The sequence below is a fragment of the Dickeya undicola genome, from assembly GCF_000784735.1.
GTDB lineage: Bacteria > Pseudomonadota > Gammaproteobacteria > Enterobacterales > Enterobacteriaceae > Dickeya > Dickeya undicola.
On sequence record NZ_JSYG01000010.1, the window covers coordinates 83,865 to 104,972 of the forward strand.

The 21,108-nt window shown below is 47.8% G+C and carries 22 protein-coding genes; 19 read left to right on the top strand and 3 right to left on the bottom strand.

The window, feature by feature from the left end:
- Nucleotides 1-17 precede the first annotated feature (17 nt).
- Nucleotides 18-449, top strand: coding sequence for a Cd(II)/Pb(II)-responsive transcriptional regulator (gene cadR / locus OB87_RS06095; RefSeq protein WP_033568548.1), 432 nt, complete (start codon nucleotides 18-20; stop codon nucleotides 447-449).
- A gap of 29 nt (nucleotides 450-478) precedes the next feature.
- On the opposite strand, the gene OB87_RS06100 is transcribed toward cadR, so the two are convergent.
- Nucleotides 479-1,501 (bottom strand): LacI family DNA-binding transcriptional regulator, encoded by a 1,023-nt coding sequence (locus OB87_RS06100; protein ID WP_033568571.1) that lies wholly within the window; start codon nucleotides 1,499-1,501, stop codon nucleotides 479-481.
- Nucleotides 1,502-1,771: 270 nt separating this feature from the next.
- On the opposite strand from OB87_RS06100, the gene OB87_RS06105 reads away from it, so the two are divergent.
- The 17 genes from OB87_RS06105 to OB87_RS06185 all read left to right on the top strand — a co-directional run bounded on the left by OB87_RS06105 (nucleotide 1,772) and on the right by OB87_RS06185 (nucleotide 19,384).
- Nucleotides 1,772-2,971 carry an L-talarate/galactarate dehydratase gene (locus tag OB87_RS06105; protein WP_033568549.1) on the top strand — a complete coding sequence of 400 codons (1,200 nt, stop codon included), beginning with the start codon at nucleotides 1,772-1,774 and terminating at the stop codon, nucleotides 2,969-2,971.
- Nucleotides 2,972-3,391: 420 nt separating this feature from the next.
- Nucleotides 3,392-4,798 (top strand): undecaprenyl-phosphate glucose phosphotransferase, encoded by a 1,407-nt coding sequence (locus OB87_RS06110; protein WP_081977354.1) that lies wholly within the window; start codon nucleotides 3,392-3,394, stop codon nucleotides 4,796-4,798.
- The gene (locus tag OB87_RS06115) at nucleotides 4,788-6,074 is read left to right on the top strand and encodes an outer membrane beta-barrel protein (RefSeq protein WP_033568550.1); all 1,287 of its coding nucleotides are present in this window, start codon (nucleotides 4,788-4,790) and stop codon (nucleotides 6,072-6,074) included. The genes OB87_RS06110 and OB87_RS06115 overlap by 11 nt, the downstream gene beginning before the upstream one ends.
- Before the next feature lies 1 nt (nucleotide 6,075).
- Complete coding sequence (locus OB87_RS06120; RefSeq protein ID WP_033568551.1) at nucleotides 6,076-6,633, top strand: polysaccharide biosynthesis/export family protein; 558 nt, start codon at nucleotides 6,076-6,078, stop codon at nucleotides 6,631-6,633.
- Between the two features lie 2 nt (nucleotides 6,634-6,635).
- Nucleotides 6,636-8,768 carry a GumC family protein gene (locus OB87_RS06125; RefSeq protein WP_033568552.1) on the top strand — a complete coding sequence of 711 codons (2,133 nt, stop codon included), beginning with the start codon at nucleotides 6,636-6,638 and terminating at the stop codon, nucleotides 8,766-8,768.
- Complete coding sequence (locus OB87_RS06130) at nucleotides 8,765-9,976, top strand: lipopolysaccharide biosynthesis protein (RefSeq protein WP_033568553.1); 1,212 nt, start codon at nucleotides 8,765-8,767, stop codon at nucleotides 9,974-9,976. Before OB87_RS06125 ends, OB87_RS06130 begins: the two co-directional genes overlap by 4 nt.
- Nucleotides 9,973-11,355, top strand: a complete 1,383-nt coding sequence (locus OB87_RS06135) for a hypothetical protein (RefSeq protein WP_033568554.1) — start codon at nucleotides 9,973-9,975, stop codon at nucleotides 11,353-11,355. The genes OB87_RS06130 and OB87_RS06135 overlap by 4 nt, the downstream gene beginning before the upstream one ends.
- On the top strand, nucleotides 11,348-12,337 hold the full coding sequence (locus OB87_RS06140; RefSeq protein WP_033568555.1) for a glycosyltransferase family 2 protein: 990 nt from the start codon (nucleotides 11,348-11,350) through the stop codon (nucleotides 12,335-12,337). The genes OB87_RS06135 and OB87_RS06140 overlap by 8 nt, the downstream gene beginning before the upstream one ends.
- 9 nt (nucleotides 12,338-12,346) lie before the next feature.
- Nucleotides 12,347-13,558 (top strand): glycosyltransferase family 4 protein, encoded by a 1,212-nt coding sequence (locus OB87_RS06145; RefSeq protein ID WP_033568573.1) that lies wholly within the window; start codon nucleotides 12,347-12,349, stop codon nucleotides 13,556-13,558.
- A gap of 2 nt (nucleotides 13,559-13,560) precedes the next feature.
- On the top strand, nucleotides 13,561-14,673 hold the full coding sequence (locus OB87_RS06150; protein WP_033568556.1) for a glycosyltransferase family 4 protein: 1,113 nt from the start codon (nucleotides 13,561-13,563) through the stop codon (nucleotides 14,671-14,673).
- Between the two features lie 18 nt (nucleotides 14,674-14,691).
- The gene (locus OB87_RS06155) at nucleotides 14,692-15,099 is read left to right on the top strand and encodes a hypothetical protein (RefSeq protein WP_033568557.1); all 408 of its coding nucleotides are present in this window, start codon (nucleotides 14,692-14,694) and stop codon (nucleotides 15,097-15,099) included.
- A gap of 38 nt (nucleotides 15,100-15,137) precedes the next feature.
- Nucleotides 15,138-16,532, top strand: coding sequence for a DUF4832 domain-containing protein (locus tag OB87_RS06160; protein ID WP_033568558.1), 1,395 nt, complete (start codon nucleotides 15,138-15,140; stop codon nucleotides 16,530-16,532).
- Between the two features lie 26 nt (nucleotides 16,533-16,558).
- Nucleotides 16,559-17,059, top strand: a complete 501-nt coding sequence (locus tag OB87_RS06165; RefSeq protein WP_033568559.1) for a serine acetyltransferase — start codon at nucleotides 16,559-16,561, stop codon at nucleotides 17,057-17,059.
- A gap of 326 nt (nucleotides 17,060-17,385) precedes the next feature.
- Nucleotides 17,386-17,679: a type II toxin-antitoxin system TacA family antitoxin gene (locus tag OB87_RS06170; protein WP_033568560.1), complete on the top strand. Its 294-nt coding sequence runs from the start codon at nucleotides 17,386-17,388 to the stop codon at nucleotides 17,677-17,679.
- A complete protein-coding gene (locus OB87_RS06175) occupies nucleotides 17,676-18,173 on the top strand; it encodes a GNAT family N-acetyltransferase (RefSeq protein WP_033568561.1) in 498 nt (165 codons plus the stop codon). Before OB87_RS06170 ends, OB87_RS06175 begins: the two co-directional genes overlap by 4 nt.
- A 250-nt stretch (nucleotides 18,174-18,423) precedes the next feature.
- Entirely contained in the window at nucleotides 18,424-18,912 is a 489-nt protein-coding gene (locus OB87_RS06180) for a hypothetical protein (RefSeq protein WP_033568562.1), read from the top strand.
- 1 nt (nucleotide 18,913) lies between these two features.
- The gene (locus OB87_RS06185; protein ID WP_033568563.1) at nucleotides 18,914-19,384 is read left to right on the top strand and encodes a hypothetical protein; all 471 of its coding nucleotides are present in this window, start codon (nucleotides 18,914-18,916) and stop codon (nucleotides 19,382-19,384) included.
- A gap of 504 nt (nucleotides 19,385-19,888) precedes the next feature.
- Here the strand turns inward: OB87_RS06185 and OB87_RS06195 are convergent.
- Nucleotides 19,889-20,137 (bottom strand): helix-turn-helix domain-containing protein, encoded by a 249-nt coding sequence (locus tag OB87_RS06195; protein WP_033568564.1) that lies wholly within the window; start codon nucleotides 20,135-20,137, stop codon nucleotides 19,889-19,891.
- 84 nt (nucleotides 20,138-20,221) lie between these two features.
- Entirely contained in the window at nucleotides 20,222-20,476 is a 255-nt protein-coding gene (locus OB87_RS06200) for a helix-turn-helix domain-containing protein (RefSeq protein ID WP_033568574.1), read from the bottom strand.
- A 105-nt stretch (nucleotides 20,477-20,581) separates the two neighbouring features.
- Here OB87_RS06200 and OB87_RS19745 point away from each other — a divergent pair, with 105 nt between their 5' ends.
- Entirely contained in the window at nucleotides 20,582-20,824 is a 243-nt protein-coding gene (locus OB87_RS19745; RefSeq protein WP_072025439.1) for a helix-turn-helix domain-containing protein, read from the top strand.
- Nucleotides 20,825-21,108 lie beyond the last annotated feature (284 nt).

Sequence of the window (21,108 nt, forward strand, 5' to 3'; positions counted from 1 at the left end):
GGTCAAGGGGGAATCACATGAAAATTGGCGATCTGGCAAAAGTGACCAACACCACACCGGAAACCATTCGTTTTTATGAGAAGAAAGGGTTACTACCGGAACCGGAACGAACCGAAGGGAACTACCGCTACTACCACCAGTTCCATGTCGACCGGCTGCGGTTTATCCGCAACTGCCGTTCGCTGGACATGAACCACGATGAAATTCGTGCCCTGATTGCGCTAAGCGAGCAACCGGCCGCCAGTTGCGAAGGGGTGAATGTGTTGCTGAACGAACATCTGGGGCACGTGGAAGCGCGCATCGCGGAGTTGCAGCAACTGAAAGCGCAACTGATGCACATCAGCCAGCGCTGTCAGGTCACGCAGACGGTAGACGGGTGCGGCATCCTGCACGGTTTGGCTGTGCTGGAACCGGAAGACAGCGGCACCGGTCATACGCATTTGGGGTGAACCTAGCCGCTGCGCGCGCGTTGGTCGGGCTACGCCGACTCCCGCTCGATAAGCTGAAAGCCGATATCGACAATCGCACCGCTGTGGTCATCGCCTGCGAGGCTGTCTGCCAGTAAGGTGGCTGCCCGTCGGCCCATTTCTCGTCTGTCGATACCGACCGTGGTGAGCGACGGTCGGTTGCTGGCGGCAAAATCCAGATCGCCGAAGCCCATCACTGCCAGATCCTGTGGGACACGCAGACCACGGCTTTCCGCTTCCATGATTGCGCCTTGCGCCAGCGTGTCTGAGCTACAGACGATAATGTCGGGGTGCCCTTGCGCCAGCAACTGGCTGACCCCGTGGCGGCCAAATGCCAGCGTAGCGGGTAGCGGGGCGTCGATACAGGCGGGCTGGGGAATGCCGTCGCGGGCCAGCGCGTCGCACAAACCGGTTTTTCGCCTTGCGGCGCGCGGGTCTGCCGTCCAGATCAGGCCAGGGCGTTGATACCCTTTCGCGCGAATATACTCACCGATCGCTAGCCCGACTTTTTCATGAGAAAACCCCACCAGCATATCCAGCGGCGTTGGCGTGAGATCCCAAATTTCCACCACGGGAACCGCGGCGTTCAGCATGATTTTCCTGAGCGCGGGCGAGTGGTGGATGCCGGTCAACACCACGCCGTCAGGGCGGCGCGACAGCAGCGTTGCCACCAGTTCCTCCTCGGCTTGTTGCGTGTATCCCGCCACACAAAGCAGCATGTGATAACCGCGTTGCGCCAACGCGTCGCTGATGGCCTGAATGGTATCGACAAACATGTTGTTATTGATTTGCGGCACCACGACGGCCACCAGTTTGCTGCGTCGGGAAGCCAGCCCGCCCGCCAGCGCATTCGGAATATACCCGGTGATGCGCACCGCTTCCTGCACCTTTTCGATGGTTTGGGTGCGCACCAGCGCGGGTGTGTTCAGCGCGCGGCTGACCGTCATGGCAGAGAGCCCTGCCGCACGGGCGACGTCATCCAGTGTTGGCGCGCGCGTGGCCGCAGTGTGTCGGGGTGTTTTTGGGGTACTCACGGTGAGGTTGGCCCTTGTGTTATGCGGTGGCATCCGTTTGCGGATTATTGGTGAAGCCGTGTGCGTTTTCCAGTACGGCGTGGTGGCGCGCGTCTGTACCTGATATTACGCGGTAAGGCTTGGTGTTGGCGCTATCATTTTATTGTGCAACTTGCCATAAATATTCGGATTGTGATCATCTGTACAAAATAGATTCAAGATAGTGGTGATTTGTTGTGCTCTTAGTTATTGATGTTAGCGCAAACATTTTTAGCCGATGAGGATCATGCCATGTCGTTAAGTGCAAATTCAGATGCTGTTTCCTATGCCAGCGTTACCGGTGTCAAAACTGCAGCGGAAACCGGCGACCGTATTGAGTGGGTTAAATTGTCGCTGGCGTTGTTGCCGCTGGCGACACCGGTGAGTGACGCCAAGGTGCTCACCGGACGCCAGAAGCCCCTGACCGAAGTGGCGATTATTATTGCGGAGATTCGCACGCGCGACGGGTTCGAGGGCATTGGCTTCAGTTATTCCAAGCGCGCAGGCGGCCAGGGGATCTACGCACATGCGAAAGAGATTGCCGATAATCTACTGGGAGAAGACCCGAACGATATCGATAAGATCTACAGCAAACTACTGTGGGCTGGTGCCTCGGTGGGGCGCAGCGGCATGGCTGTACAGGCCATTTCTCCTATCGACATTGCGCTTTGGGACATGAAGGCTAAGCGCGCGGGGCTGCCGCTGGCGAAATTACTGGGTGCGCACCGGGATTCGGTTCAGTGCTACAACACCTCCGGCGGCTTTCTGCATACCCCACTGGAACAGGTGCTGAAGAACGTGGCTTTCTCGCGGGAGAGCGGCATCGGCGGCATCAAGCTGAAAGTCGGGCAGCCCAACACCGCAGAGGATGTCCGCCGTCTGACTGCGGTCCGCGAGGCGCTGGGTGATGATTTCCCGTTAATGGTGGATGCCAACCAGCAGTGGGATCGTGAAACCGCGATCCGCATGGGGCGCAAAATGGAAGCCTTCAACCTGATCTGGATTGAAGAGCCGCTGGACGCCTACGACGTGGAAGGCCACGCGCAGCTGGCTGCGGCTCTTGATACGCCAATCGCCACTGGGGAAATGCTCACCAGTTTCCGGGAGCATGAGCAGTTGATTTTGGGCAACGCCAGCGATGTTGTGCAGCCGGACGCGCCGCGCGTGGGCGGGATCTCGCCGTTCCTGAAAATCATGGATCTGGCAGCGAAACACGGCCGTAAGCTGGCACCGCATTTTGCGATGGAAGTGCATTTGCATCTGGCCGCCGCCTACCCGCTGGAACCCTGGCTGGAACATTTCGAATGGCTCAACCCACTGTTTAACGAACAGCTTGAGCTGCGCGATGGACGCATGTGGGTGTCGGACCGTCACGGTCTGGGCTTCACCCTGAGCGAGCAGGCTCGCAAATGGACGAAACTGAGCTGTGAATTTGGCAAATACACCGGGTGACGTCCGGTACGGTTGCCTGTGATGTTTACTGCGCCGCTGCAACGTGAAGTGTGACGGGGATATACCCTATATCATTCAGGTTACAGCGGCGTTGGCTTTTTACTCGGCCCATTCCTCAGCCTAAAGGGCCAACGCTTCGCATTGTTCAAAACGCAAAACATTTTGCCCTGCAACTCGAATTATTTTTGGTGTAAGCATTAATTATGAATATAATTATTGCGATAATAATTTAATTTTAATTATTAACTACGTATTTATATTTTTAAAATAAATAATCATCATTGGGAATACTTTATATTTTGTATTTTGATGATTTTTTTAAGATTATCCTGATTGCTATTTGAAATTTTACTTAGGTGTTATATTATGCCCGGCCGGAGAGGTTCCGATAATAAAAACCTAATGGATTATGATTAAAAAGTGTCTAGTAATCAGATAAAAATTTCCTATGGAAATGACTTTTTTGTTATTAAGTTGATGGATTTCTTGTCAATAAATTTAACATTAATAGTCAGCGCCAGGCTATTTTTAATGGGCGACTTCGATGATGTTATTATGATTAGTTTGCTATTCTCCACATCGTTTTTACTTATTGGAGAATACACTGGCTTATATCATAATAGACTTAAAAATATGCAATTACGCGGTCAACGAAGACTGTGGGGATGTGCATTGTTCTCCATTATATTTGTTGAGGTTGTCAGAGAGTATGTCGGTACATTGTACTCTTTGGGGTTATTGCATCATCTCGATAACATCTATTTTTCTGCGACATTATATTGGTATATTCTTTCGCTATGTGGTCTTTATATTACGCGTTTTATTACCTGTAAATTTACGGCTAAAAAACGGATTCGGATTGCTATTGTGGGTTTAACGCCGGGTGGGTTAGCGGCGGAAAAAGCACTACTCAAAGAGTATGCCAATATGCAGTTAGAATTGGCTTTTTATGACGACAGGAATCCGTCCCGTTGTGGTTATCTGACTAAAAGCCCTTATAAAGGAAAAGTCAGTGAACTGGTTGAAGAAGCTAAAGCAGGCAGAGTGGATGAGATTTATATTGCCCTGCCAATGATTGCGCTGAAACGCATTCGCTATTTTTTGTCGATGATGTCAGATACGACGGTTGATACTTACATCATTCCTGACCTTTATGCTTACAGTTCATATGTGTCACAACTTCGTTCTATCAATAACATTCAGACCATCAGTATTTTTAGATCGCCGTTTGATGGTATTGGTTCTGTTATTAAGCGTATTGAAGATTTAGTCATCGGTGGGGTGATTACACTCATGATTTCACCGCTGCTGTTGCTGATTGCTATTGGCATCAAACTCACATCACCTGGGCCGGTGTTATTCAAGCAGGACCGTTACGGTCTGAGCGGCAACAAAATTAAAGTATGGAAATTCCGCTCGATGCACGTCATGGAGAATGCCGACGTGGTGAAACAGGCGACCAGAAACGATCCTCGTGTTACGCCTTTTGGCGCATTTTTACGCCGCACCTCGCTGGATGAACTGCCGCAGTTTTTCAATGTGTTGCAGGGCACGATGTCGATTATTGGCCCGCGTCCTCATGCCGTGGTGCATAACGAGCAATATCGCCAGCTGGTCGAAAATTACATGATTCGCCATAAAGTGAAGCCTGGCATTTCAGGATTGGCGCAGGTTAATGGTTATCGTGGCGAAGTGGATACCCTGGATAAAATGGAAAAACGGGTTCACTACGATATTGCCTATATTCAGAGTTGGTCCCTTTGGCTGGATATCAAGATTATCTTTAGAACCATTTTCAAAGGCTTTATCGGTGAAAATGCGTACTAAATTGATCATCGCCGCTGGAATGATCATGCCTTATCCCGCCTGGGCTGACCTGATACCGAAATCGCATATCGGTATGGCAGGTATTGATTTTCAAAGCCAGGTCGGTCTGGATTATGGGCATGAGAATAATGTGACCTATCAGGCTTATCAGCAAGACGCGGTGCATTCTGATTTTCAGAGCGTCAGGCCGATGATGAAAGCCATTGGCGCGCGTTATCAGGACCAATATCTGCTGATGTATTCCGGTGATTATCGTCGTTACGATCGTGATTCGGCAGATAATTATACCGACCATTTTTTTCGTTTTAATGGTGCATGGCGCTACGGGCTAAAGCATGGGCTTACGCTCAGCCTGGAGGATACTCTCGGGCATGAGACGCGTGGGCGTGGTATTACCGAAGGTTTTCGACCACAACAGTTCAATGACTTCGGTATTCATGCGCCGTTGAACAGCGAACTGTTGAACAGTGAATTACGCTACAGCTATGGCGCACCGAAAGGGCGTGGTAAAGCCGAACTCGCTTTGCTGTTTAAAAAACTGCGTTTAAACCATACGGACGATATTAAAAATACGGATATTGATTTTTATAACTATGTCCGTGGGCAGGAATGGCACGAGAATGGTCTGATCGCTGAATTATCTGATCAATACTCGTCAGCAACACGCTTTCGCTACCGCTTTATGAATCATCAGCGGCGTTATGAGGTCGATGCGCAAAAAGACACGGACGAGTATTACCTGGAATACGGTATTCAATCGCAGCTGACGGGCAAAACCCGCGTAGATGCCAACGTCTCCTGGCTATATAAAACGTTCGATAATAACCCACATGCCAGGGATTTTAGCGGGGTAAACTGGGATATTCAGGCCGAGTGGAAACCGCTCGAACAATCCGTATTTACGGTCTATACGTCGCAGCAGATTAAAGATCCGTCGGAAGTCGGCGGCTATATCATGGCGTCTAAATACGGCATCTCCTATCAGCATTTTTGGCTTGCCGATCGTTTCTCCACCCGGTTTGACTATTCATACCTGAGCGAGGGTTACAAGAATTACCCGAAGGATCGCCAAGACAGAAATAGGGTGTTCACCTTTGCCGTCAGTTATAACGTCAGACCCTCGATTAACGTTGAAGCCAGGTATCAACTGAACACGCAACGTTCCAATCAAGATACCGACTCTTTCTTCATTGGCCCTGATGGCAATCGCCAGGTTGTCAGAACGCTGGGCCACGATAACTCCCTGATTATGTTGACAGCTAAGGTACAGATCTAACGTGAAAGTCATAAAACTGTGCATTTTTCTGTGCCTGAGCGTCTGGTTGGCGGGATGTTCGCTGTCTACCCCGCAGCAACTGGAAAAAACCGACAATGAAACAACTGGTTATCAATTAGATGAGGGCGATTCTGTCAATATTCTGGTGTACGGCGAGCCGGAAATGACAATGACTTTTATGCTGGATAAAAGTGGCGCGATTAACTTCCCCTATATCGGTCAACTGGTGTTGAAAGGGAAAACACCGGGGCAGGTCGGTGAAGAGCTGGCCCATCGCCTGCGTGGTGACTATCTGCAAAACCCAATGGTGACGGTCAGCATCGCCGAGTTCCGGAAATTCTATATCACCGGTGAAGTGGAGAAGCCGAACGGATATGCCTACGAGCCGGGCTTAACCGTTGAAAAAGCGCTGGCACTGGCTGGCGGATTTACCGATCGTGCCGACCGTAAAGATGTGAGTGTTCGCCTGTCGAACAGCAATCAACTGATTGAAAATGTTGATGTAAGACGCGCTGTTCACCCCGGTGATACCGTGATTGTCGGTATGAGCTTTTTCTGACCATGAGCCTATCTATAGTGGAAAATGGCAGAAAACTGGAAAGCACGATCGATTTCTCCAGATTTGCTCAAAAGATCAAACAGAACGGTTGGAAGATCATTCTGGCTGGCTTGATGAGCGCGCTGGTGGCCTACCCGCTGATCAGCATGATCACGCCCAAATATGTTTCGACGGCAACGGTGCTGCTGAAAGCACAGCAGGATAACGTATCGCCTTTGCCGCAGGTTGATGGCTATGACTCCACCCGCAGCGGCTATTACGAAACCCAGTATGCGTTGATGCAGTCACGCATTGTGCTGGAACAAGCCGTGCGGGACATCCGGCTGGACCAAAACCCCGCGTTTAATGGTGATACCGGCAAAAACGTAGATAACCATGCCGATGAACAGCAGCGGGTCGATAACGCGCTGAATGCGATAGCGAGAAACCTCACTATCAACGGTGTTCGCACCACGCATCTCGCTACGATCTCCTACGAATCGGCATCGCCTGCGCTTTCGGCCGACATCGCTAACGGTGTGGCGCAGGCGTTTATTGACTATACGGCGAAGCAAAAGCACCTCAAAACGCTGAAAGCCAAAGCGTTGAACCAAAAACAGATGGAAGAAGTCTGGCAGCAAGTTGTTGAGCAACAGGCGGCTATCGACCAGTTTCTGAAGAAAGAAGGGCTGCTCACGTTTCGTGGTGTGGATGGCTTTGAGACTGAACAGCTGGGGATCGTCACCACGAAGTTGGCGGATGCGACCCAGCGTCGTATCAGAGCAGAAACGAATTACAACAGCGTGCGCTTGAACGCGGGTAAGTCGCTGGAAAACGTGATTTCCCTGCCTGATATTTCTAATCATGCCCAGATTCAGGATTTGCGTATCGCGCTGATTCAGGCCCGGCGTTCTTTATATGATTTGCGTAAGCGCTATGGGCTGAAACACACCAAAATCCTCGAAGCCGAAGCCCAGGTGCAGGCGATTGAGGAACAGACCCGCACGGTGTTATTTGAACTGGAGGACGGGCTGAATAAGCAGTATCAGGCGGCGTTGAAGGATGAAAAATACTATCAGCAGCTGTTGAATCAACAGAAAGCGGATTTTCAAACGCTGGCGTCTAAACGTGATGAATACAACAACCTGACCACCGCGCTGGATAAAACCAAAGAACTGTATAAGGCGCTTTACCAACGCACGAAGGAGCAGACGCTCGCGGGGAACTATTTCGAGCCGGACGCGATACTTTACGACCCGGCGGTGCCAGCAGACCGCCCTTCAAAGCCCAATAAAACGATGCTGCTGGTGATGGTTGTCATGCTAACCCTGATGTTCTCCGTGGTTTACTTCATCGTGAAAGCCGCGCTGGATAATTCCATCAACAGCATCAGCCAGATGAAAAAGCGCCTGAATGTGGTGCCAGTGGGTGAAATTCGCACCTTTGCCCAAGGGGTGACGCGCGCTCAGGTGGTGCGTTTGATCACCGAATCGCCGTTGGATGTCGATATTGTCCACAGTATGCGAACCCACATTTTGTTATCGCATCCCTCCTGCCAAACCCTTGCCGTCAGCTCGACCGAGCGCGGTGAAGGGCGTTCATTGCTGGCGCATCTGCTGGCGACTTCCTTCAGTGCTGACCAAAAAACGCTGCTTATCGATCTGGATTTCTTTAACGACGGCGGGCTAACGCAAGAGTTGGCACACCCGGCCGCGGTTGGCGTGGCGGAACTACTACAAGGTCAATCACCGCTGGATGCCGCGCTGGTGACAATCAATGAACATTTAAGCTTCCTGCCGCGGGGTCATGCCTCGACGTCTTCTTTATTGATGCTGTCGTCCACGCATTTTTCGACGTTGATGGCTGAGCTGAAAACGCGCTATCAGCGAATTATCGTTGACGTGGCCGCGGTGAATCAAACCCAGGATATTCAATTAATTAGCCGGGTGATAGACGGGCTGGTTTTTGTGCTGAAAGCGGGTGCGTGGCGTGCAGGCGATGTGCTGAATGCCATTGAAAACGTGCAGCACCACCGCGCGGTGTTGATCGGCGCGGTCATCAATCGGGTGGCGGATAAGAACCTCGAAACCAAAGAGGGCGTTCGCTCCCTGAACCAACACATGAATACGCTAATCAACAGTACGGGCCACCTATGAGTTTATTAAAAAGCGTTTCTACCATTGCGGGGTCGTCGGTGCTTTCACAACTGATTGGCGCGCTGTCTATCTGGCTGATTTCACATAAATACGATATGGCCGAGGTGGGAATCTACGCGCTGAGTTACAGCATCGTGTTGGTGGGAGCGCAGGTCTGTACCTTTGCATCGCAATTGCTGATTCCAAAACAGCCAGACAGTGAGCTGGCGCAGAGTGTGGTGTTCAGCGTGCTGCAAAGTCTGCTTATCGCTGTGCCTTACGCGATGCTGACCGCATGGCTGTTCCAGCGAAATGTATTCTTTCTCTACCTGCTGACACTGGCCTATGCGTGGGTGTTGATCGCGGAGAATTTATCGCTACGCGAGGGTAATTACCGTTTCCTGGCTTTTCAGCGGCTCGCTGTCTCGGTCGTTGTCGTGCTTTCGGTGGTGTTCTCGTCACATACCAGCGCATTTTATTGGTCCTGGGCCTGCGCCATGATGGTGCTTATTAGCAGCTGTATTTTACATTCGTTCGATATTCACACCGTGACGCTCAGACATTTTAGTCCGCAGCGTAATGTGGCTTTCTTTCATCAGCATGTTCATCACCTCAGCCGGGTTGGCAGCGCCGAAGTGCTGGCGATGGTTAGTAGCAATCTACCGGTGATGCTGATTAACTTTTGGTTTTCCGCGTTGACGGCGGGTTATTTCTCGGTGGTGAGCCGCTTTTGTCTGGCACCGGTGGTGATCATCGGTAATGCGGTGCGTAACTCTATTTTTTCAACGTGGTCGGCTGATTTCAGAAATAAGCAGTTCAACTATGCGGAGTTTAAAAAAGTTCGCCTGGTATTATTGATGGCCGGGGTTGTCTGCACGCTGGGGGTATTTATTTTCTATCCGCTGGTGATGCGTTTGTTTTTCAGCGAAGAGTGGATTAACTCCATTCCCACGTCTCGCTATATGCTTCCTTATTTATTCCCTGCGCTGGCGGTGTGCCCGTTAACGGTGATTGAACTCATCTTTGGCTCTCATCGCTATTTTCTACGTATTCAGTTAGAGCAGTTGGCGGTGGTGGTCGTCGCCTTTGTGATTGTGCCTTATTTTTATCATCACTATGCCACGTCGATGATTCTGTTTTCCGTGCTGACGTTTGTGCGCTATGCGTTTATTTATCTCAAAGTGAATAAACGCGCCAGCTTGCTGAACAGTATGACGGTAGCGTCATGATTCTGAATACCGGGCTTTACCTGCAGGTTTATGTCGTTATCACGCTGGCATTCTGCGGGTTGACGCAATATTTCACCGGTCTGCTGGCGGTGTTGTGGTTGCCTTTTATTTTGGCGCTGATCATGGTGGGGTTACTGATTATGCAGACCCGCTACGATGCGTTGCATTTGGATACACAGGAGTGGGTGGTACTCACGCTGTACCTCTCTTTTTTGGCGATGGCGGGGGTATCTACCCTGTTGCAGGGCGGAATAACGGTCACGATTGTTGGTTTTAAAAACGAAATTGCCTTGTCGTTGATAATATTTTGCCTGTTGCTGGGGTTTTGCCGCGAGTCACAAATTTATCGCGTGACCCGCTGCTTATATTGGGTGTTCTACGCGCAGTTTCCTGTTGTGATTTATCAGGTGTTGTTTGTGTTGCCGCGGCGTGTAGCGCTGCGTGGTGAAGACGAAAAATGGGACTCCGTGGTCGGCACGTTTGGCGGCGACCCAATGGGCGGTGGCAATACCGCAGCAATGGGGCTGTTTTGTCTGCTGATTATGCTGCTGAAAGTTTCAGAATTTAAACATGGTTTGACGTCGTTTAAATCCACAGCGATACATATCGTTTTGGGATTTGGCCTGTGTATTCTGGGGGAAGTGAAGTTCGTGATCCTGGTTTCTCCGTTATTGCTGGCCTGGGTGTGGTTAATGCCGAGCTACATCAAAGGTATGAATAACGTAAACCTGAAAGCGATTTTACTGATTTTTATCGGCATGGCGTTACTCATTACCGTGGCGATTACTATTCTGGCTTCGGGTTACTCCTCGGCATTTGGTAGCGACCCGACGAAAAGCGCATTAAGCGTATTTATGGATTCGCTAGGCTATATTTTTGATACCAATTACATTATGGATTCCGGTGAGCTTGGCCGTCTCACGACGATATTTTTCTGGCTGAAAAATCACGACATGTGGGGGCTTTCCGGTACGCTATTTGGTTACGGGTTAAATGCCACCAACAGTGGTAGCGCCGTTTCTCCGGGTTTTTTAAATATTATTTATAACCTGATTATCGATTCGACGTCGCTCAGTGTACTGCTATGGGAAGTGGGCGTGATCGGTACGCTGTTTTTTATCGGGTTAATTATTTATATCTTAATTATTGCGCGCCCAACGCCGGTGCTGTCGCGTCATGAAATAGACCGACAGGACCTGCAACTGTTGAGTTTTTCTCCAGCATTTAATGTTTTTGCGGTTGGGTGCCTGCTGAGCCTGCCTTATAGCCAGATCCTGATGATTATTCCCATGCTGCAATTCCTGTTTTATTTGTCTCTGGGCTCAAGTCTGGTGATTCGCCATGCTGTGTGCCGTTATACCGGAAAATCGTATGAGTGATAAACCTTTTATTTCAGTGAGTATTAAGACATTCAATGAGGCGGAATGCATCGAACAAACTATCGATAGTATTCGCCGCCATATTGCGGATTATCCCCATAAAATTATTGTGGCTGATAGTTTATCCACCGACAACACGCAGCAACTGGCCAGCGCCAAAGGGGTAACCGTGGTGTCGCTGACGGAGCCGTCTGAACGCTGCTGCGGCGTGGGGCATCAGCTCGGCTATCTGTACAGCCAGGGCGATTATCTCCTGCTGATGGACGGCGATATGGTGCTGGAAGATGGCTTTATTGAGCAGGGTATTGCATTTTTAACGGCGCATCCAGACTACGCCGGTGTGGCTGGAACGGTAGAGATGGATGGCGCAGCAAACTATGAGTTTACATCCCGCAAGCAGCGCCTTCATAAAATATACCCGCTGGGCGACTGTGGTCATTTAGGCGGTGGGGGGTTATATCGCCGTTCGGCAATTGAAAAAATAGGTTATCTCACCAACCGCAGCTTACATGGGTATGAAGAGGCTGAATTAGGCATTCGTCTTCGTTATGCCCAATATAAATTGCATCGCCTTAATGTGCCTTATTTTCGCCACACTTCGTACACCATGCCGACATATAAAATGCTGCGCTATCGTTGGACCAACGGTTTTCTCTGGGCACCGGGTGAGCTGTTACGTAGTACATGGGGGAAGCCCTATTTTCGCGAAGCGTTACACATCGTTAAAAACGAGGCCGTGTTTGCAGTTTATCTGCTGGTGCTGTTGATGAGTTTGTTAACGTTCAATGTCAGCATGATTGGCGTAGCGTTGCTGCCGTTATTCGCTTTTATTGCCTTAAAAACGATAAAGAACCGTTCACTGCTGAACGGATTACACAGCGTGATGAACCTGACTGCATTTTCTGCCGGATTGATCAAAGGGTTAAGCAGACCTGTGCGTAACCCGATGACATCGCCAGCGAGCAAGGTTATTCATGAATAGGCAGGTATGATGAAAGTTTTATTAGTCAATAAATTCTTCTATATCAAGGGCGGCGCGGAGACGGTTTATTTTCAGGAAATCGATATGCTGAAAAAGGCTGGCGTTGAGGTGATTGATTTCTCAATGCAGCATGAAAATAACTTCCCGTCAGACTACTCATCCTATTTCGTTGATAAGGTGGATTATCATCAAAATAGCGGCGTGGTCGGTGCAATAAAAACGGCAGTGAACTTTATTCATAACGCTGAAGCAGGTAAGAAGTTACTGGCGTTATTGCGTAAAGAAAAGCCGGATATTGTTCATTTCCATAATATCTATCACCAGCTCACACCGTCATTGATTAAAATTGCCCGTCAGTTTGGGTGTAAAACTGTGTTAACGGCTCATGACTATAAGATTATCTGCCCGTCGTACACCATGCTGCGCGATGGCAAGGTCTGTGACGCCTGTTTAACCGGCTCGGTATTTAACGCTTTTAAATATCGTTGCCAGCAAGGCTCAGCCTCGAAAAGCCTGCTGCTTTCGCTAGAGGGGGCCTGGCAGAATGTCGCCAAAAATTATCCGGTGTTGGATGCGATCATTTCACCCAGCGAATTTTTGCGTAGCCAATTAATTCGCAAGCTGCCGAATGCCCGTATCGACGTGATGGTGAACGGCATTGATGACAGCCTGCCAGTGACGGATGTTGAAGACGATGGCTATTTTCTTTTTATTGGTCGCCTGAGCCGGGAAAAAGGCGTGGCAACGTTAGCCCGAGCGCACCAGCAAATGCACAATCAGGTTCCGCTAAAAATTGCAGGCAGCGGGCCGCTGTATGATGAGCTGGCCGCACAATTTCCGAATGCAGAATTCCTCGGCTATAAACAACAGGGCGAAGAACTCAACCAGCTGATTAAACGTGCACGCGCGGTGGTAGTTCCTTCCGAATATTATGAGAACTGCTCAATGTCGGTACTGGAAGCGATGGCGTTTGCTAAACCCGTCGTTGGCGGGCGTATTGGCGGCATTCCCGAACAAATTCGCAATAATGTAGACGGCATTTTATTCGAACCCGGTAACGTGCAGGCATTAGCCGATGTCCTGGATTACCTGGCATTGAATCCGCTGAAAGCCAGAGAAATGGGATTAAATGCGCGTCAGCGTCTTAGCGAAAAATATTCACTACGTAAACACACAGCATCTTTATTGGCACTCTATCAGGAATTATTAACCGAAAAATAATTATGACTACGAAAATTACCGTTCTGGGAACACGTGGCATTCCAAACGTGTTAGGCGGTGTGGAAACGCATTGCCAAAATTTATACCCGACTATTAAACAGCAATTTGACGTGGATATTTGCGTTCTCGCACGTTCACCTTATGTTAATTATAAAGCATCACAGTATCAGGGCGTTATGACGCGCGCGTTATTAGCGCCGAAGAAACGTTCATTAGAAGCCATCGTCCATTCGGTACTGGCGGCATTTATCACCTGCTTTGATCATTCCACGGTAGTGCATGTCCACGCGATTGGCCCAGGGTTGGTGGTGCCGCTTCTGCGTTTGCTGGGTAAAAAAGTGGTTTTTACGCATCACGGCCCGGACTATGACCGCCAAAAGTGGGGATTCCTGGCAAAGAAAGTGTTGTTGCTGGGTGAAAAGGTGGCCGTGAAATATGCCAATGAAGTGATTGTGATCTCCGAAGTTATTAATAATATGATCAAACAAAAATATGGCCGAAATGATGCTCATCTTATTTATAACGGTGTGAATTTATCTCAGCGATTAACACCGGATGTTATCACTCAAACACTGGTGCGTTTTTCTCTTCAGCCACAAAATTATTTGGTTGCGGTGAGCCGCTTCGTGGAAGAAAAAGGCCTGCACGATCTCATTGCAGCCTATAAGCAATCAGGTATTTCGATGCCCTTGGTTTTGGTTGGCGATGCTGATCACCCCACCGCGTATAGTATGCGGTTAAAACAGTTAGCTCATGACACCCCCAATGTGGTCTTAACCGGATTTTTACAAGGTCATGAACTGCAAACTGTCTTTTCACAGGCTAAACTCTTTGTGATGCCTTCATACCATGAAGGGTTACCCATTGCGTTGCTGGAGGCCATGTCGTTTTCATTACCTGTCGTGGTCAGCAATATTCCCGCTAATCTGGAGGTGAAATTAGCACCAGACACCTATTTTAATGTTGGAGACGTGGCGGATTTATCCGAAAAAATTGCACAGCGCTCTAAATCATTTGCTGTTGATTACTCTGAATATTTACAAAGGTATAATTGGAAAAAAATCGCGCAACAAACAATGGCGGTTTATACCTCAGTCAATAGGTCAATGAGTTAATAAATCAATAGGTAAATAGTGAACGAATCGAATCAACGTCCGTTAGTCATTGAACGCTTCTATGAAGCCCTTGATGGGAACATCGACACAGAACTTAACCTGGAACAACGGCAGGCGGTTGAACAGGCGGTGTTGTCGATCACAGCAGCGTCAATGCACTGGGTCGACGTGCGTAAGAGTTTCCCTTTCTTTAGCCGACGCTATTATTTCGTCTTTTTATTTGGCCAGGATCACCGTAAACGTCCTCGTAAAGAATCGACGCTGTTTTGCATACTGATGACGGCGTTGATTCTGTTTACCTGCCTGTTCTGTACGCTTGCGGCGCTATTAACGCTGTACATGATTAAGTCTGCCTTGGGTATTGATATTTTCCCACATTTCCACTTAGGGATTTGGGATTGGTGGCTCAGACTGAAGGATCACTGACCTCCGGTTTCTACTGACGTGGAAATAAGGAGTCTTAGATGAATCTTAAAATGGTTGCGGTAGGAGGTTTATTATTTTCTGTAGTGGGTGTGGCTGGTGGCACGATGACAACTGTCACGCCCAAAGAACTAAATGGTCCGTTAACAAACCCTGGCAATGGCATTGCCAGTTTTAACCAAGGTAATGGTGCAACATTGTCGCTGGCTGATTATCCCGACACCGGCATTGAATATGATCGCCTGTACTGGAGTGAGCTGGAGCCGGTAGAAGGCCAGTATAACTTTCAACTGGTGGATGCCATATTCGAACTGGCGAGCCAGCATCAACCGGCAATGAGTGTGGGGCTGCGTTTTATGGCGCTTGATGAGCCAGCCAGTGGCTCTAAAATTCCTGACTGGCTGATACAAAAAGGCATTAAAGGCGAATGGACGCCGGACAAAAAAACCTTTGTGCCGGATTGGGATGACCCGGTATTTATCGAATACAGCCAGCGTTTGCTCAATGCTTTTGGTCAACGCTATGACGGTAATTCAAATCTGGCTTATATCGATATTGGGTTGGTGGGGTCATGGGGGGAATGGCACAACAGTAATTTCCCGACCATTAAGCCGCTGCTTGAGCGTTATACCTCAGCCCAGCTAGGTCAGTACGTAAACATGTATTTTGCGGCCTTTCCCAACAGCCCCAAAGTCATGCTGATTAATGGTGGTGATACCCTGGCAAACGCGGTGAAGCAAGGAGCAGGATGGCGCGCTGACTGCCTGGGCGACTGGCATAATTTTTCGACAACGTGGAGCCATATGCAGGATGATTATCCCCAGCGGTTACAAAATGCGGCAGCGCTTTATCCAGCCTTTACTACTGCGTGGCAACGTGCGCCGGTGAGCCTGGAAATTTGTGGCTATATGTCAGAGTGGCGGAGCGTTCAGCACTATACGCGTGTGCAAGTGCAGGCAACCTTTGATTGGGCGTTGGCACAACACGCCAGTACCATTAATCTTAAGTCGCGTAGCGTGCCGAGGATGTATCGGGATATTGTAGACAATGCGCTGACCAGGCTCGGCTATCGCTTCCGTCTGGCTTCGTTGACGCATGAGTCCGAATTGATGCAAGGGCAGAGTCTGACACTAAATAATCAGTGGGTGAACGATGGCGTAGCACCTATTTATCGGAAATATGATGTGGCCTATCGCGTGGTGAATGACGACAGCAGCGTGATGAGCATGGGAAAAGCCTCTGATGATATTCGCGCCTGGTTACCGGGGACGCATACGTCCGTCTATCAATTGGCAATGCCGGAATCACTGCCAGCCGGGCGATATAATATCGATGTGGCAATGCTGGATAAAAAGGGCGTATCACGAATTAATCTCGCCAACGAGGGTAAACAGTCCGACGGTTGGTATCGGATTTCCACAGTAACGGTGCACTGAGCACGGAATAATAAACAGATAATGATATGCTGAACAATATTAGCCATGTATGGCGAGAAGTAAAAACGGCGGGCAGTATTAAATCCAAACTGGTGATATTACTGTTCCGCCTTGCAACCCTTTATCAGTCATCAAATACGCTGCTGAAAGTTATCAGCATTCCTTTTGTTGCCCTGAATAAAGTGATGAATGAATGGCTGTTTTGTGTGGAAATTCCGCACAAAACCAAAATCGGCTTTGGGCTAAAAATATATCATCCACACTGCATTGTGGTGAATGCTGACGTCGTTATTGGGGAAAACTGTACGTTACGCCAGGGGGTAACCATTGGCAGCGTAATAAACCGTGAAGGTCAGGTCACGAAAAGTCCGGTGCTGGGTAATCAGGTGGAGCTGGGGGCCAATGCTATTCTGTTGGGTGATATTACATTAGGCGATAACGTAAAAGTGGGGGCCGGAACTGTGGTCACCAAGAGCCTGGCTGCGGGAAAGGTGGTTGTAGGGGCTGGGGTTAGGGAATTGAATTGAGTGTGCGCTTATTTTTGTGCGGGTGTAATGAGACGGAAGGTTACAGACGGTAGTGATCGTCTATGGGCTAAATAATGATGACGGACTCGGGAACATTCAGTTTTCTATTAAGTTGAAATGTAGCATGAATTTTAACCACGACTGTTGTCAGTACTGTGGTGTGCATCATATTTTCATTGTTATATCAAAAGGATAGTTTTCATGTGCGCGACAAACATCCGGCTCATTCCTTCGGTTCGGTTCCCTATGATGTCGATAAATCGTAATGACATTAGCGTTACGATGCCTGTATGATTAATATCCAGAGTGTAGGCCGGAGGAACATCATGCCAGCGACGAACAGCGTTTCTACGAAACGCGAAACATTGAATTTACGCATCAGGCCCGCCGATCGCGACCTTATTGATCGTGCCGCGAAGGCCAGGGGGAAAAATCGCACTGATTTTGTCCTCGAAGCTGCTCGCGCCGCCGCAGAGGAAGCGTTGATCGATCAACGCATCATCATGGCAGATCCCGATGCTTATCAGGAATTCCTTTCCCGTCTAGATCAGGCTCCTGCACCGAATGCCGCGCTGCGCAAAACCATGCAGACACCTGCACCGTGGGAACAGAAAAAATGATCTCCGCCCCTGAGCCCCTTCGCGCCGAACATGTACTATCTTCATTCTGTTGCGGCATGGAGTCTATGGACAACTGGCTGAAACAGCGGGCGATGAAAAATCAGGTCACTGGCGCATCACGAACTTTCGTCAGTTGCGATGGCCCAAAAGTGTTGGCGTATTACTCATTGGCTTCCAGTGCCGTGGCAACGAATGCCGCTCCCGGACGCTTTCGCCGCAATATGCCCGATCCGATTCCTGTCGTTGTGCTGGGACGTTTGGCGGTAGATACATCATTGCATGGTCAAGGCATTGGCCGAGCGCTGGTGCGTGATGCGGGGCTGCGGGTGATTCAGGTGGCGGATACTATCGGCATTCGAGGGATGTTGGTTCATGCGCTGTCTGATGAAGCGCGGGAATTTTACCTGCGAGTGGGGTTTGAGCCTTCGTCAATAGACCCGATGATGCTGATGGTGACGTTGGGGGATTTGGTGGGGAGCCTGTATGTAATTTGAGATTGCGTTCGTGAGTTTCAAAAAATGAATGGTTTGTTTTACAGGGGTACTTACACATACCCATTTTGAAAAATGTGTAGGAGAATGTGGATTCTGTGGTTGATGAGGATGGCTGGTGACAGTGGAATATTAATTTAATCGATACCTTTTTTAAAATTGATGAAGAATCTTAAAGTATGTGGTAACCTTAAATGACTCTAATATTATTTTAAATAAATACGTCATTAATAATGGTTATCTAAGGCATATCATGAGTAAAGTAGAAAAAGAAATATCTTCAATAACACCAGTTATAAAAGCAACAAAAGCATTCTCAAATATAAAAGTTAAGGATGAAGATATATCCAATATTAAGGGAGCTAAGTTTTCTAAAAATACTAAATATGCAAAATTCATTTATGGTTATTTTGATTTTGAGGGACATGAATATAGCTTCATGGATTGTACATCAGATGTTATGGGCTTACATCAAATATCAACAGTTTTTAATTTTAAGTTAAATAGAGGATATGAAAAGTTTAAGTTGTTCAAGGCAGTGGATAAATTAAATGAAACGAGGATTGGAATAAAGGCATCCATAGATTTAATTGAATCTTCATCTGCAAGAATAAAATTCTCATTAGAAATGATATCTGTTGGTGAAGAAATAACAAAAGATAAAATTGTGGTGAGTATGAATATATTATCCTCATCCCCTGATGCTTTCTGGGAGATCATCTCAGATATCAGGGAGTCGTGACATGACATGGTCAAAGGCTCTAATATTTATATTGAATACGATGCTTACAACACTTATTTTTTTTATTATATCTAGCTACGCCATTGATTTGAAACTAGCTTGTGGTGTGTATGCGTGTTACATACTCATATATATGTTTGTCTCTGATTTTATTAGCGGTCTTGATAGAAAAACCACATCAAATATTTTAAAGAAAGAGAAAGAAGTACTTTGTAAGAAATTAGATGATTATAAGTCTTGCATGAAGGATGCTCATCATAAAGCTGTTTATTGCCTTACGCCTGGTAAAAAAGCGACTGAGATCAGATATGAGATTCAAATATTGGTTAATGTATTATCTGATGTTGCATTTGGAGAAAGAGAGTCAAGTAATGATTATTCTCCTATGACAAGGGGAGATAAGAAGCCAAGAGTTGAATCCGAAGATGTGACAGTTTTTGAAACCTTAAGTGCGGGCAATAAGCGAGGATGATTGTTGATAAACCTACATTGTCTTTGACATTACGTTTTTTGACTGTCATCTGTGATACACAAGGGCCGTCTTGAAGGGCGGTTGTTGTGAGGGTACTGTAAGAGCCAACGCTCTTCTGAACCGTGGTAATGTAAGTATTCTGATAAACTACACCATCCATTTTTTGAGATATATTTCAAAAGTATATTTTCCGAGATTGCTATACGAAAAATTCGACTCACTGAGTACTATTAGTGCCCCTCAAATCCCTCAAAAATCAGATTAATAGCATCCTTTATCTCATCGGTATACTCGCCATGATCCGCGATAGTTTCGCTAATGACCCCACTGGAATGCTCGATAGTTCAGTGGTCATCAGCCGATAATCTTCGCCGTCGATGCGGATCTGCGGAAACAACGTCTTATTCACTTTCTCAGACAGGTGATCCGATTTATCATTAGTAGACTGATAATTTTCGTTGCTTACGGAAATGCTAATTCGGTGTTTCATTACCGCACCCCTTTTTATCCAAGCGCTTTATATTTTATAGGGATCTTGGCAACAATGCCGGAGGGGTCGAGAGAAAGCAAACGGGCGATGTGGATAAATTCCACAATATCTAACCTTCTCTCTCCATTCTCAACTTTAGCGATGAACGATTGAGGGCGATCCAGCGCGAGCGCCAAGTTTCCCTGTGTGATGCCTTTGGCAATCCGTGCTTCACGCAATGCCTTGATAACGATTTGATATTCATCAGAGTAAATAGAAGCCATCGATTCAACCCCATAACATTTGGGATCAAATATCAGTTGCTTAATGCTTTATCCCAAAATGGGATGATTAGACGTTTGCGTTGATTACTTAATGTTATCTTCCTGTATTTTATGCACTATTTTTTCTAAAACTGTGGATGCATCTACAGATAGCAGGTGGGCTATGTGGGCAAACTCGACAACATCCAGCCTACGTTCCCCACTCTCGATTTTGGCTACAAAAGACTGAGGTCGACCTAAAGCGTTGGCTAAGTTTTCTTGGGTTATGCCTTGTTTGATTCTGGCCTCCCGCAAAATTTTTATAACTGATTGATATTCTAATGAATAAATCGATGCCATTTTGGTGACCTTGAGTGATATCCCAAAATCGAATATCAACCATTTTCTTTTTTATCCCAAAATGGGATAATTGGGTTAATTCACCTAGAGGGAGAGGTTAGATAAATGGATAAGCACGATTGGCATCCGGCAGACATCATTGCCGGGTTAAGAAAGCGAGGCACAACACTGGCGGCGGTATCAAGAGCATCTGGATTAGCGTCTTCAACACTCGCTAACGCATTGATAAGACATTGGCCGAAAGGTGAGAGACTAATTGCTGGTGCATTGGGAAAGCAGCCTGAAGATATCTGGCCGTCACGCTATCAGGGTATGAGCCCACATCATGGGGAAGGGGAGACGCAATAGTCCCTTCGTAGAAGCGAGTTATCGAACACAGTTCGATGAAGAGTCCGCAAGCTGAAAAGCAAAAAACCAGCCCGTAGGCTGGTTTTTCTGAATTAGTGGTGCCGGACTCGGAATCGTATCCACGATTAAAATGCTGTTTATCATTGGTTTTATTGTTATTTATAGTAAACAGCGCCCCCACGAAAGCCCCCATAAAAAATCGCTTTGTTTTTGTGATGGTTGTCACGATGGATCGGTGTTTTAGCGGTTAACGTCGCTAAAAACGGAGGGTGTAATTAAAATTG